The following is a 14302-nucleotide window of genomic DNA, read 5'->3' on the forward strand; positions in this document are numbered from 1 at the left end:
ATCCCATATGGATATTGCGCAAGCTGCTACGTTTTATATAGCAAACTTCAGGCCTTTTGGGTGATGCGGGCACCCAACGCCAACAGCTTTTCGTCCAGCTTTTCGTAGCCGCGCTGGATCATGTTGGCATTTTGCAGCGTGGACTTGCCGCTGGCGCACAGGGCCGCGCCCAGCAGCGCCATGCCAGCACGGATGTCGGGAGAAGGCAGCGTGGTGCCGCGCAGCTTGCTGCGCCCGCTGATGACCACGCGGTGCGGGTCGCACACCACGGCGGCGGCGCCCATGGCGATGAGTTTGTCGACAAAGTACAGGCGCGACTCAAACATCTTCTCAAAAAACAGCACATTGCCCTCCACCTGCGTGGCCAGCGTGATCATGCAGCTCATCTGGTCGGTGGCGAACTGCGGCCAGGGGCCGTCGCCAATCACCGGCATGGCACCGTCGAACTCGCGCGTCACACGCAGGCTCTGGTTGCCGGAGAGGAAGATGTGTTTGTCGTGCAGATCGATCTTCACGCCCAGGGTTTCGAACACGCGGTGGCACATGCCGTAAGCGTGTTTGTCAGTCCCCTCCACCGTGATCTCGCCGCCGGTGGCCGCAGCCAGCGCCAGGTAGGACGCGGCCTCGATGTGGTCATGGCACACGGTGTAGCTGGTGCCGCGCAGCGACTCCACGCCGTCCACGCTGAGCTGGTTGGTGCCGATGCCGGTGATCTTGGCGCCCATGGCGTTGAGCAGGTGCGCCAGATCTTGCACATGCGGCTCGCAGGCCGCGTTGCGGATCAGCGTGTGGCCACGGCTCACGGCGGCGGCCATGAGGATGTGTTCAGTGCCGGTGACGGAAGGCTCGTCGAAGAACAGCTCCGCGCCCGTGAGCGCACCGGGCACTTCAAAGTCGTACGTGCCATCAATCGCCACCTTGGCGCCCAGCTTCTGCAGGCCATAGAAGTGCGTGTCCAGCCGGCGGCGGCCAATCACGTCGCCCCCGGGCGGGTGCAGGCGCGCCTTGCCAGTGCGGTGCAGCAGGCCCGCCACACAGAGGATAGAGGTGCGCACCTTGTTGCACAGCACCTGGCCGATCTCGTTGGTACGCACGCTGGCCACATGGATGCTCACGCGCTCCCCGCTGCGCTCCACCTTGCCACCAATCTCGACGATCACGTCCAGCATGTGGCGCACGTCAATGATGTCAGGCACGTTGTCCAGCACCACCTCTTGGTCGGTCAGGATGCAGGCCGCAATCATGGGCAGGATGGCGTTCTTGTTGCCAGAGGCGCGGATGGTGCCCCGCAGGGGCACGCCGCCTTCAATTTCGAATGTGGACATGGATTAGGAGATATGTGATTGATTAGATGGAATGCGTTGTTCGCTCGGCTTAAACGGCCAAGCCAGCGGCAATGTTCATAAACCGCTGCAGCACCAAGCCGGTGCGAGCACTCTGCGAAACGATGCCGGGCAATACGTTGGTGAAATCAGGATGCTTCAAAAGCTCACGAAAGGTAGATGCTACAAAACTCCGCACATCGGCTGGCGCAGATTTCAACTCGTCCGTCAATTCATCGCGACCGTCGACGACAGAAATAACGTCCTCCAGATCATGGCTCAAGTAGACGTCATTGTTCCCCCGGTCTTTAAAAGCCTCCAGCTTGGTCGCCATAAAGTACGGCGCCGAGAGATGCCGCAGTTGCAAGCCGGACGGCAAGGTCGCGGTGGTCGCCGCTTCAAACCCGGGCTTGTACCAGCGGTTGGCAAAACCAAGCACCTTCTCGTCCAGTGGCACCAAGTCCAGTTGCATGCCGTTCCAGTACCACCGGAATGGCGGCGTGTTGTCGGCCATGGTTTGCTTGAAGCCCAAGGCCATCAGTTGCCAGGCAAGTGCGTGGTACCCCACCAGTGAGGCCACTTCCACGATGGCGTCCACATCCTCGGTGGCCCGTGCATCCGCAACGATCGGCTGGGTTATCAGCAGCCCAGTTGCGCAGCCACCAACAAACACCACCTTTTCACGCAACGCGCCCATCGCATTTGCAATGGATGCGAGCAACTCAATGTTTGGGTTAGCCATACACGGGCCTCTCTGCGGGCTTGGGCCCGTCGGGATAAATCAACAGCGGCAGCCGCTTGAGGGCCATGCCCCGCTCGCGGGCACGGCCTACGCGCAATGCATCAAACAAGGCCAGCATTTCGTAGAGCTTGGCATCTTGTGTCGCTGCAAAAGGCACGCTGGGATGCAAAGGCTCCAGTCCCTGCCCACGTACCGAACCATTGGGGTGTGGCCACACCCAATCGTCAGAACCCGGGGCAAACACCCCTGAAAACGCCGGCGCGCTGTGGCTGGTGGGCACGCCCACTGAAACGGGCAACCTGTCGGCGGGAAACGCATACTTGGCCCCGTGCACGGCGAACTCGGCCAAGTTGCGGCTATGTACCCGGGCCGGGTTATCCGCGCTGCCCGCGCTGTCATCAGAAGCCGCTTTGGCCCGACGGGGCCTTGCCTGAACGCGATAAACCGCAGCAGCCTCTTGTACGCCTGCTGCGGCCTCCGGCGGCGGAATCAGCAAAGCAGCATCGACCAACAACCCCGCCTGCAGCCCCCGCTTGATACAGGCATGTGCCTCAGACACGCTAACGCCCAACTCCAGCGCCAGCCGCGCATACGTCCAGCGCTGCTCACCCCAAGCCACCAGCTTGAGGGCAACCAGGAAATCTTGGGGTTTGAGCTGCATTTACATTCAATATTCGTGAATCGCGAATATTGAATGTAAATGAATTACCAAGTGAAGGCAAGTTGTGGGTCAAATTAACCTCTAGCCTCGGCAGTATCTGCGCAAGCAGCTATCAAAAATGGAGCGATTCAGCTTCGCGACCGAATCACCAGCTCGTCATACCCGGTGTGTGCGTCCGGTTCGCGGGTGAATTGCCAGTCGGGCAATAGGGCCAGCAGCACCTCGGCGGTGGTGAGCACAATGCAGCCCGGCGCCACATGCCCGCCGAGCACCTGCCCCGTGGCGGTGGAAATGGCCATGTGCATGTGAGAGGCGGTCTTGTCACCGTTCACCGCCACCGTGCCCGACAAGGTGAGGATTTCCATGCTCTCCATCAGTCGCGTGGGCTGCTCTGCACCCGCGAGACGGATACCCGCCGTGGACAGGCTGCCGATGCCGGACAACACAAAGGCGGCGCGGCAGTTTTGGCTTTGGACCGCGGCCTCTAGTGCCGCGCGCAGGTCTTGGCCGGGGGTGAGGCGGATAGGGAAGGTTTTCATGGATTCCATGTTAAATCAGCCTCTAGCCAACGCAGATATTGCGCAAGCAGCTATATAAAACATAGCAAATCAGACCTTGTGCGCTGGCAAAACCACCACAATTTCCAGCCCCGGCCGCGCATTGCGCACGGCGAAGCTGCCGCCATGCGCCTGGGCGACCAGGCGGCACAGGTAGAGGCCCAGGCCGACGCCGCCGCCTTCGCGGGTACGGGCGGCGTCGGGGCGGAAGAAGGGCTGGCCCAGGTTGGGGAGCTGGTCCTCGGCCACGCCGGGGCCGAAGTCGCGCACGGCAATTTGCAGCGCGCCGTCTGCCAGCGGCTGCACCTCAACGCGCGGCGCGGCACTGGCGCCGCTGCTGTGGCGCAAGGCGTTGTCCAGCAGGTTGCGCACCAGCAGGCGCATGCGGGTGGGGTCCAGCGGCAGCGGGGGCAAGGCGGCGGGTAGTGCGGTGTCGATGTGAGAGACACCCGCACCATCGGGCTGGGCATGCGCACTCTGCAGCTCGCACACCACATCGCACACCAGCGCGGGCAGGTCCACCGGCTCGCGGTGCAGGGCGGCATGCGGGCTGGCCAGGCGTTCGCTCTCCAGCAGGTCGGTCACCAGGTCGCGCATCAGGGCCAGGTCGCGCAACAGGGCTTCGCGGTTGGGTTGCAGTTCGGTGGTTTCGGGCAGCAGTTCAGTGTTGAGGCGCGCGCGGGTGAGCGGGCTGCGCAACTCGTGGCTGATGGCCAGCAAGAGGGTGCGCTTGGCTTCCAGCATTTGGTGGATGTCAGCGCCCATGGTGTTGATGGTGGCGGCCAGCTCGCCCAGTTCGTCGGGCCGGTGGGCGTGGCGCACCGGGATGTTTTGGGCAAAGTTGCCCGCGCCAAAGCGCAGCGCGCCAGCACGAATGTCGTCCAGCGGGCGCAGCATGCGGCGCACCCACTTGTAGGCCACCCAGGTCAGCAGCAGCAAGGTGGCCAGAGTGACCCAGCCGATGAAGCGGGGCTTTTGGTTCCAGGCTTCCACACTGATTCCAAACTGGACGCGGTGTCCATCGGCCGTGGTGCGCTGGAAAAATTTGTATTCATCCCTGGGGCCGTGGTCGTCGTACATCCAGTCGCGCTCGGGCTCCTGCGGGTGGCTGCGCCAGTTGAGTTGCGGGCCGCTGATGCGGATGCTCAGGGGCAGGCGCTCGGTCAAGGCCAAGGCCCGCTCGGTGCTGGGTGGACTGCCAATATCGGCGGCCAGGCGATCCACGTAATCGGTGAGCAGGGGTTTGGCCACGGCGCGCCAACTGGCCCCAATGGCAGCCTGCATGCCAAAGGTAAAAGCGGCCGCCATGGTGAGCGCCAACACCACAAACAGGGCTACCAACTTCACGCGCAGCGAGTGCCCCAGCGCGTGTTTGGCACGGCGGTGCGCCATGACACAAAACTTGAGGCCCTGGAATTTCATGCGGCGCTGCTGGCCAGCGCCAGGGTGTAGCCTGCGTTGCGCAGGGTCTTGATGCAGTCCAGCGGCTCCAGCTTTTTGCGCAGGCGGCTCACCACAATGTCCACCGCGCGGGTGTAGAGCTCGGCCTCATGACCGCGCAGCTGATTGAGGATGTCGTCGCGGCTGAACACCTTGCCGGGCGCACGCGCCAGCAGCAAGAGTAAATCGAACTCGGTGCTGGTGAGGTCTACCGCCTCGCCCAGGCACAGCACGGTGCGTGTGGTGGCGTTAACCTGCAGGCCGTCAAACAGCAGTGTGTTGGCATCCGGCAGCACGGGCTTGGCAACCACGGGCACGCGGCGGCGCAGCACGGTTTGCACGCGAGCCACCAGCTCACGGGGCTCGAAGGGTTTGGGCACGTAGTCGTCTGCCCCCAGCTCCAGCCCCACCACGCGGTCCATCACCTCGCCCCGCGCGGTGAGCATGACGATGGGGATGTCGCTGTCTTTGCGGATGGCGCGGCACAGCGCAAAACCATCCATCTCGGGCAGCATCACGTCCAAGATGGCGGCGTCGATGCCCCCCTGTTGCAGGCGCGCCAGCCCCTCACTGGGGCGCAAGGCGCACTCCAGCGCCATGTCAAAGCGCGCAAAGTACGCGGCCAGCGGGCCACCGAGTTGGGTGTCGTCGTCAATCAGCAGGATGCGGTGCATAAAGAGAGCTAGTGGGCGGCCTGCGCATTGTCCCACCGGCTGCGGTGGCGCAGGATCAGGGTGCGCAGGCGCTGCCGCTCGGCCTCGGGCAAACGGTCAAACTGGTCGGCCGCCTGCCGCACGGCCTGCAACACCTGCGGCACGTAGCCGGGGCGGCGCTCCAGCAGGCTGTGGGCGTGCTCCCGGTCAAAGCGTGGGCCCCACACCAGTGCCATGAGTTCGGCATGGGGCTCCTCGTAGCCTTCAAACACAACGGGACCATAAGCGCGCAGCGGCGCGGCGATGGCGTTCAAAGCTGCCGTGGCCATGGCGCTTACCCGCGGCTGAACCAGTGACCACGACCGTCCATGTAATCGCGTACCTTTTGCTGCTGCACCGGGTTCAGGCTATTGTAGAAGTCGGCCAGCGCGGCAATGACTTCGGGGCTCTTGGCCTGCAGGGCGGTGGTTTTTTCGTTGATAAGGGCCTGGGCACGTACAGCGTCAAACTTCTCGCCAGCCACCAGGGCCTGCATTTCGACACGGGGATTCTTGGTCTGGCCGATGAGCGCGGTGCGCTGCTCAAACAACTTGTCGCCCAGCACGCTCAGGCGCTTTTTCTGGTCCGTGTTCAAGTCCAGCTTGCTGGCGGCCTTGTCCACCATCTTGTCGCGCTTCTGGGCGTATTGTTCGGCGCTCATGTTGGCGCCGTATTCGTGGCGGTTGCCTGCGCAGGCGCTTAGCCCCCCCACCAGCACGGTGGCGGTCAGGGCCCCAAGCAAAGTGCGTTTCAGGCTGATGCGGGAGAAGTGTGTCATGGCGGTCTTTCGTGTCCCACAGGACGGGTTGAACATGACCGCAATGGTGCCGCGGGGGGCCTGACACAGGGTGTCAGGGCGGTATCGCTTTGTTTCGGTTTATGTCGCTCAGAAGGCGTAGTTCAGGGCCAGCAGGGCCGTGTTGGCGCTGGTCTTGCGCACCATGGGGCCGTCCTTGGCATCGCCCAGCAACTGGGTATGGCGCAGCCCGCCCGTCAGTGACCACTGTGGGCTGATCAGGTAGGTGAGCGAGACCCGTGCACTCACATCACGCAGACCGGCTGACGGGGTGTACACCGCGTAGCCGCTGGCCTGCGCCTGCTTGGCCGTGACGCCAAAGTAGGACTGCAGGTAGTCGGCATTGGCATAGGTGGCCGTCAGTTCGCTACCCAGGCGCCAGCTCGCCCCCAGGGCTTGGCCGTATTCCAGCCCCAGGTCCCAGAGCGCACCCTTGCTGTCTACGCCGGAGCCCGCACGCAGGCTGGTCTTGACGGCCAAGCCATTACCCAGGGCATAGCGGGCAAAGCCGCCCAACTCCGCACTGGCATCCACATTGCCCAAGCCCCGCAGTGCTGTGCTGCGCCCTTCCTCACGCCCCATGTCATAACCCAGCTTGAGGCCGTACTGCAGGTTGTCCCCCGACTTCCACTGGCGCCCCACACCGTTGACTCCGGCAAACCAGCCGTTGGCCCAGGTGTAGTCCAGCGTGGGCAGCACCAGGGTGCGCGTTTCGTCGGAGCCCTGGTATTCATAGCCGCCGAGCGCGACCAGACCGACACGCCCACCGTCTTTGGGCGCCTGTTGGGCATGGGCGGCACCCATGCAAGCAGCGCTGGCCGCAGCCAACGCAGAAAGGGACAGGGCAGATACACGGAAGTACATCGCAGAAACCTTTTGAAAAAAGTGAAACGCCGATGGTGGGGGTGCTACCGCCCCACCGGGTGTCAGACCCGTTTCGCTTTGTTTCGGTTTATGTCACGGGCTTACTTTTTACCGCCCCCGCCACCGCCAGAGTTGCCCCCACCCTGGCCAGACCGGCCCGAAGCACTTGCCCCGCTGTGGTGCGCGTGTTCACTCTTCTGGGACTGCTCGGCCTTGCTCGTGTGGGCAGACTGTTTGGCACCAGCATTGGATTTGTCTGTTTTGCTAGCACTGACCACTGAGCCCAGCTTCACCCCCACCGACTGGGCAATCTGCCCCCAGCCACTGCCCTCTTGCCGCTGCGTCAGCACGCCCGCCACACTGGTGGTGGAGGTACTGGACGTGATGACACCACCGTTAAGCGCCGCACTGAGCTGCGCAGGCGTCGGATTGGTGATGCCCTGCTGCGCCAGGGACGCCTTGGCCAAGGACAGGGCAATACCCACCTCCCCCACACCCAGCTTGCTAGTGGCCGGGGTGAACGTGCTGGGGGTACCACTACCCGTGCCACTGAGCGTGACAGACGAACCCGTATTCAACCCCTGCACCAAAGACTTCGCATTTTCCTTGGAACCCGCCCATGGGGTGTATTGGGCAATCAGCTTGCTCAGTGCGCTGCTGTCTGCTGCGGGTTTGGTGGCGGACGTTGTGGCGGTGCTGGTAGTCTGCGCCCCCACGGTAACGGCGGCCAGCGCGCCGCAAGCCACGGCCAGCAAGGCCCACTGTTTGAGTACTTTGGGTGTGTGCGTCATGAGGACTCCTTCTTTGTGTTCCAACGAAAACCAGTTTAGGCAGGCCCGCACGGTTCGTCCAGCACCCAAGTGTTACGCCCTGTCACCGCGCCAGCACTGCCCCCAGCGCCTTGCCCGTGTGGGTGCCCAAGGCCACCACCGCTTCGGGCGTCGTGGCAGCCACCACACGGCCACCACCGTTGCCACCGTCCGGGCCCAGGTCGATGACCCAGTCGGCTTCGGCAATCACGTCCAGGTCGTGCTCAATGACGACCACACTGTGGCCACCATTGACCAAGCGGTGCAGCACGTGGATGAGTTTTTCCACATCGGCCATGTGCAGGCCCACGGTGGGCTCATCCAGCACGTAGAGTGTGTGCGGCACCTTGTTGCCGCGCTTGCCCACGTCATCGCGCACCTTACTGAGCTCTGTGACCAGCTTGATGCGCTGCGCCTCGCCACCGCTCAGCGTGGGTGAGGGTTGGCCCAGCGTGAGGTAGCCCAGGCCCACGTCCTTGAGCAGTTGCAGCGGATGCGCGATGACAGGCATGGCAGCGAAGAAGTCCACCGCTTCGTCCACTTCCATCTGCAGCACATCACCAATGTTTTTGCCACGCCAGGTGACGGCCAGTGTCTCGGGATTGAAGCGCGCGCCCTTGCAGGTTTCGCACAGCACTTTCACATCCGGCAGGAAGCTCATGCCGATGGTGCGTATGCCCTGCCCTTCGCACGATGGGCAGCGGCCTTCGCCGGTGTTGAAGCTGAAGCGGTTGGACGCATAACCGCGCGCCTTGGCCTCCAGCGTATCGGCAAACAGTTTGCGAATGGTGTCCCAGAAACCGATGTAGGTGGCGGGGCAGCTGCGCGGCGTTTTGCCAATGGGGGTTTGGTCCACTTCGAGCACGCGGTCCACGGACTCGAAACCTTCCACACCTTCGCAGCCGGTCCACTGGATTTTTTCGCCCGCGTCCAGTGCATCACGGCCTGCCTTGGTGCTGCGTTTTTGCACGGCCACCTGCACGTTGGTAAGCAACACGTCGCGCGCCAGCGTGGACTTGCCGGAGCCGCTGACGCCGGTGATGGCGACCAGGCGTTTCAACGGCACGTGGGCGGTGACGGTTTGCAGGTTGTGCAGGTTGGCGCCGTTGACGGTGAGCCAGTCTATTTTTGGTTTATGCGTTAGTGCTGGGCCCGCAGCGGGTAGCCCTGGGGCGGGCTCCTCGTCGCGTAGCTCAATGTCGTCACCCACCCCAGGGCTACCCGCTGCTGCGACGGACATTTGGGCGGTGCGACGGTCTGCCAACGCGGCGTATTCGGCGGCTACTTTCGTTCGCTCTGCCAATTCGATGTTTGCCGTCTCGCTGGCGCTCACTTGTGCTGCAGCGACCGCGGCCTTTGCAGCTTTCGCACTGAGTTTCTTACCCGGCTTGGCGCCAACTCCCGCGGCGGAAGTCGTTTCGCCGGGTGACGATTTCGTGGTCCCGTATGAGGAACCCGGCGCATCGGCTTCCGCCGCGTCGAGCACCAAGGTCTCCGCATAAGACACCATCCCGCGCCGCGCCGCCAAAGGGTGCTTCATCGCATGCAACAAATAACGCCCAGTCTGCGACTCGGGAGCGTTCTGCACGTCCTCAATCGACCCCTGCGCCACCAACCGCCCACCGCGCTTGCCTGCGCTGGGGCCAATGTCGATGATGTGGTCCGCATGGCGAATCGTGTCCTCGTCATGCTCCACCACCACCAGCGTGTTGCCCTTGTCGCTCAAGCTCTGCAAAGCATCCAGCAAGATCTTGTTGTCGCGGGCATGCAAGCCAATGGTGGGTTCGTCGAGCACGTAGCACACACCTTGCAAATTGCTGCCCAGCTGCGCGGCCAAACGGATGCGCTGTGCCTCTCCACCCGACAGCGTGGGCGCGCCCCGGTCCAACGTCAGATAGCCCAGCCCCACCTCTTCCAGAAACTCCAGACGGCTCTTGATTTCGGGCACCAGGTCGCGCGCGATATCGCCTTCGCGCGTGGTCATGCCGCCCGCCACTTGCAGCGTCTGCACCCACTTGCGCACATCGGTCACGCTCAGGCGCGCAATGTCGGTGATACCGACGTTAGCGAACTTCACGTTGCGCGCGGTGGCGTTCAGGCGCGTACCGCTGCAGGTCGGGCAAGTCGCGTCATGCAGGTCTTCAATGTCGGCCTCGGCAAAGGTCTGCTCACGGCCCTTGTTGTCATCGTCCTTCACGGAGTCGTCAAACACCTTGCGCTGCTCTTTGGTCAGCGCCACACCCGTGCCCACGCAGTCTGGACACCAGCCATGCTTGCTGTTGTAGGAGAACAGACGCGGATCCAGCTCGGCATACGAGGTGGAACATACCGGGCAGGCACGCTTGGTGGAAAACACCTGTACCTTGCCAATGCCCGCTGCCGGCGTACCGGCCAGCATGGCCTCGCGCAGCCCGTCAATCTCGCTCAGCACATACACCACACCCTTACCATGCGTGAGCGCATCAGCCAGCGCCTGGCGCAGCGCGAGTTCATTGGATGGCGTCACGTCCAAGCTCGCCACCGGCAGCTCGATGTTGTGTTCCTTGAATCGGTCAATGCGCGGAAAGCTGGTGGTCGGCAGAAAGTTGCCATCCACACGCAGATGCGTAAAGCCCCGCGGCCGCGCCCAGTCCGCCAGCTCGGTGTAAACGCCCTTGCGCCCCTGCACCAGCGGCGCCAACAGGCCAATGTGTTGGCCGCGGTAGTTCTTCAGTAACTGCGCCGCAATGCTGTCTGCCGATTGCGGCTCCACCGCCGCACCGTCCTTGTAGCAATGCTGCGTGCCCAGCTTCACGTACAGCAAGCGTAAGAAGTGCCAGACCTCGGTGGTCGTGCCCACCGTGGACTTGCGTCCACCACGCGACAGCCGCTGCTCAATCGCCACTGTAGGCGGAATGCCATACACCGCATCCACCTCGGGTCGCCCGGCCGGTTGCACGATGGAGCGCGCGTAAGCGTTCAACGACTCCAGGTAACGACGCTGGCCTTCGTTGAACAGGATGTCAAACGCCAACGTGGATTTTCCCGAACCGGACACCCCAGTCACCACACTGAACTTGCCGCGCGGAATATCCACGGACAAAGATTTGAGGTTGTGTTCCTTCGCATTCACGATACGAATGGAATTCGATGCGTCAGCGAGCAACGCGCCGGAGGTGGATGGGCTTGCGCCTTGGGCCGATTTTGCAATCGCGGAGCGAGTGTATGAGGCACTGGGCGCAAGCCCGTCCGCCGCAGCAAGCGCCAGATAAGCAGGCCGGTCTTCCTGCACCTCATGCACCACCCCCATAGCCGCCGCATAGTCCCGCAACGCCTGCCCCGTGTGCGATGTGGCATGCAACATCACATCCTCCGGCGTGCCATGAGCCACCACTTCACCACCGGCATCCCCACCCTCAGGCCCCAAATCAATCAACCAATCGGACGCCCGAATCACATCCAGGTTGTGCTCAATCACCACCAACGAGTGACCGGCGTCCAGCAGCTTGCGCAACGCACGCATCAGCTTGGCAATGTCGTCAAAGTGCAGACCGGTGGTGGGCTCATCCAGCATGAACAGCGACCCACGCTTGGCCAAAAACTGCGCACTCGCGCTCTTGCCCTTGGCAGCCTCCGCCAAAAAGCCCGCCAGCTTGAGGCGCTGTGCCTCACCGCCCGACAGCGTAGGCACGGGTTGCCCCAGCTTCACATACTCCAGCCCCACATCCACAATGGGCTGCAACACACGGATCACATCGCGGTCCGCGCTGAACAGGTCGGCCGCTTCGCTCACCGTCAGGTCCAGCACATCCGCCACGTTCACAAGGCGGCCCTTGCGCTCAATGGTGACTTCCAGAATCTCGGGCCGGTAACGCTTGCCATCGCAGTCCGGGCAACGCAGGTACACGTCGCTCAGGAACTGCATCTCCACATGCTCAAAGCCCGAGCCGCCGCAGGTGGGGCAGCGGCCATCGCCGCTGTTGAAGCTGAACTTGCTGGCCGTGTAGCTGCGCTCCTTGGACAGGGCGGCGCCCGCAAACAACTCGCGGATCGCATCCCATGCACCCACATAACTCACGGGGTTGGAGCGTGCCGTCTTGCCAATGGGCGACTGGTCCACAAACACCACCTCGCTGAGCTGCTCTGCACCCAGCAGGCGCGTATGCGCGCCCGGTGTCTCGGTAGCCTTGCCAAAGTGGCGAAGCAGCGCGGGCGCCAGCACATCCTGAATCAGCGTGGACTTGCCCGAGCCTGAAACCCCGGTCACGCAGACCAGGCGTTGCAAGGGAATCTCCACCGACACGTTTTTCAGGTTGTGCTCGGTCACGCCTTCCAGAATCAGGCGCAGCGTGTTGGGCGCCACCATGCGCTTGAAGCCCATGCCCACCTGCTTGCGGCCACCCAGGTAGGCGCCGGTCATGGTGTCGGCGCTCTTCAGGGCTTCGGTCGTGCCGTCAAACACAATCTGCCCGCCCTTCTCGCCCGGGCCGGGGCCCATGTCGATCATGCGGTCCGCGGCCAGCATCACGGCCGGGTCGTGCTCCACCACCACCAGCGTGTTGCCCGCATCGCGCAGGCGCTGCATGGCCACGATGATGCGATTCATGTCGCGCGGGTGCAGGCCAATGCTGGGCTCATCGAGCACAAACAGGGTGTTGACCAGCGAGGTGCCAAGCGCGGTGGTGAGGTTGATACGCTGCACCTCGCCACCCGACAACGTGCGGCTCTGGCGGTCCAGCGTAAGGTAGCCAATGCCCACGTCGCACAGGTATTTGAGGCGCGTCCCCACCTCTTCGAACAGCAACTTCAGCGTCTTCTGCTCGGCCTCGGAGGCGGTGTTTTTCTCCGGCGGGGCTGAAGGCAGGGAAGCGCCGGGCGCCTCACGCATTTGCTGCGCAACTGCAATGTCGGCACCCGACGCTTCCCTGCCCTCAGCCTGGCTGGGGGCGGCAGCAACATCCAACTGCAACTGCAGCGAATCAAAAAACCGCTTCAACTTGTCCAGCGACATCAGCATCATGTCGTGCAAACACAAGCCCGGTAGCGCCTCCAATTGATCACGTGTCCACTTCACACCTTGCGGCATGAAACGTTTGGACGGAGGCAACACGGCATCGGCTTGTTCCTTCGTTCCAATGCGCCACAGCAGGCTCTCGGTCTTCAGCCGCGCTCCGCCACAGGTGCCACACGGCGTGTAGCTGCGGTATTTGGACAAGAGCACACGGATGTGCATCTTGTAGGCCTTGCTCTCCAGGTACTCAAAGAAACGGTCCACGCCAAACCAGTGCTGGTTCCACTTGCCATTCCAGTTGGGCGAGCCCTTGTAGACCCAGTTCTTCTGTTCCTCGGTCAGCTTGTACCAAGGCGTGTCGCGCGGAACGCCAGCGGCCTCGGCGTGGCGCATCAGGTCGTCCTGGCACTCTTGCCAGGCGGGGGTCTGCATGGGTTTGACCGCACCGGCGCGCAGAGTCAGCTTGTCATTGGGAATCACCAGCCCATAGTCCACTCCGACCACGCGGCCAAAGCCGCGGCAGGCCTCGCAGGCGCCCACGGCAGAGTTGAAGCTGAACATGGACGCAATCGGGTCCGTGTAGCGCAGATCACTCTGCGGGCAATGCAGGCCGGTGGAGAAGCGCCACAGCGTGGGCGCGACATTTGCTACAGTTTCAGGAGCTGCTTGCGCAGTATCCACGGGCGATAGAGCCTCATTTAGCACATAAACGTTGAGGCGACCGCTGCCACGTTTCAAGGCTACTTCGATGGCTTCCAGCACGCGGGCCTTCTCCACACCGTCGATGCGGAACCGGTCTGCCACCACGTCGAGCACCTTGCGGGGGCCGCTGACCGTGGCCACCTCACGCTCCGCTTGCACCCGCGTGAAACCACTGGCGCTGAGCCACTGGGTCACTTCGTCCTGTGTGGTACTCGCTGGCAACTCCACAGGAAAAGTTAAGACCAAACGCGGTCCCAAAGCTTCGGCCGCGCGACGCACTAGCTCGGCATAAATTGTCTCAGGGGTGTCGTGCTGCACCGGCAGCGCGGTGTCCTTGTCGAACAAATTACCCGCACGGGAAAACAGCAGCTTCAGGTGGTCGTTGAGCTCCGTCATCGTGCCCACGGTGGAGCGGCTGGAGCGCACGGGGTTGGTCTGGTCGATGGCGATGGCCGGGGGCACGCCCTCCACCTTGTCCACGGCGGGTTTGTCCATGCGGTCCAGAAACTGGCGCGCGTAGGCGCTAAAGGTTTCCACGTAGCGGCGCTGGCCTTCGGCGTACAGCGTGTCAAACACCAGGCTGGACTTGCCCGAGCCGCTGGGCCCGGTCACCACGGTCAGTTCGCCGGTGCGAATATCCAGGTCAAGGTTCTTGAGGTTGTGTTGCCGCGCTCCGCGAATGCGGATGGTTCCCTGGGACATAAGTGAATGCTCTTCTGGAGGAGGA

General features: G+C 63.0%; 11 protein-coding genes. All 11 read right to left on the reverse strand.

The genetic code is table 11. The features are described 5' to 3' along the window. Positions 1–47: 47 nt before the first annotated feature. Positions 48–1325: a UDP-N-acetylglucosamine 1-carboxyvinyltransferase gene (murA, locus tag AC097A_RS05590; protein ID WP_479620067.1), complete on the reverse strand. Its 1278-nt coding sequence runs from the start codon at positions 1323–1325 to the stop codon at positions 48–50. A gap of 49 nt (positions 1326–1374) precedes the next feature. After that, the gene (locus AC097A_RS05595) at positions 1375–2064 is read right to left on the reverse strand and encodes a hypothetical protein (protein ID WP_479620068.1); all 690 of its coding nucleotides are present in this window, start codon (positions 2062–2064) and stop codon (positions 1375–1377) included. After that, a complete protein-coding gene (locus AC097A_RS05600; RefSeq protein ID WP_479620069.1) occupies positions 2057–2725 on the reverse strand; it encodes a hypothetical protein in 669 nt (222 codons plus the stop codon). Before AC097A_RS05600 ends, AC097A_RS05595 begins: the two co-directional genes overlap by 8 nt. A 128-nt stretch (positions 2726–2853) precedes the next feature. Then, positions 2854–3264, reverse strand: a complete 411-nt coding sequence (locus AC097A_RS05605; protein ID WP_315478923.1) for a PCC domain-containing protein — start codon at positions 3262–3264, stop codon at positions 2854–2856. 69 nt (positions 3265–3333) lie between these two features. Then, positions 3334–4704: a sensor histidine kinase gene (locus AC097A_RS05610; protein ID WP_479620070.1), complete on the reverse strand. Its 1371-nt coding sequence runs from the start codon at positions 4702–4704 to the stop codon at positions 3334–3336. Then, entirely contained in the window at positions 4701–5396 is a 696-nt protein-coding gene (locus AC097A_RS05615; RefSeq protein WP_479620071.1) for a response regulator transcription factor, read from the reverse strand. Before AC097A_RS05615 ends, AC097A_RS05610 begins: the two co-directional genes overlap by 4 nt. Before the next feature lie 8 nt (positions 5397–5404). Then, entirely contained in the window at positions 5405–5704 is a 300-nt protein-coding gene (locus AC097A_RS05620; protein WP_105261349.1) for a hypothetical protein, read from the reverse strand. A gap of 5 nt (positions 5705–5709) precedes the next feature. Then, the gene (locus AC097A_RS05625; RefSeq protein ID WP_479620072.1) at positions 5710–6192 is read right to left on the reverse strand and encodes a Spy/CpxP family protein refolding chaperone; all 483 of its coding nucleotides are present in this window, start codon (positions 6190–6192) and stop codon (positions 5710–5712) included. A 108-nt stretch (positions 6193–6300) separates the two neighbouring features. After that, positions 6301–7074, reverse strand: coding sequence for a MipA/OmpV family protein (locus AC097A_RS05630; RefSeq protein ID WP_105261351.1), 774 nt, complete (start codon positions 7072–7074; stop codon positions 6301–6303). A 101-nt stretch (positions 7075–7175) separates the two neighbouring features. Then, a complete protein-coding gene (locus AC097A_RS05635) occupies positions 7176–7865 on the reverse strand; it encodes a hypothetical protein (protein WP_479620073.1) in 690 nt (229 codons plus the stop codon). A gap of 82 nt (positions 7866–7947) precedes the next feature. After that, a complete protein-coding gene (uvrA, locus tag AC097A_RS05640) occupies positions 7948–14277 on the reverse strand; it encodes an excinuclease ABC subunit UvrA (RefSeq protein ID WP_479620074.1) in 6330 nt (2109 codons plus the stop codon). Positions 14278–14302 lie beyond the last annotated feature (25 nt).

This window comes from Rhodoferax sp. XS2R6, from assembly GCF_056521365.1.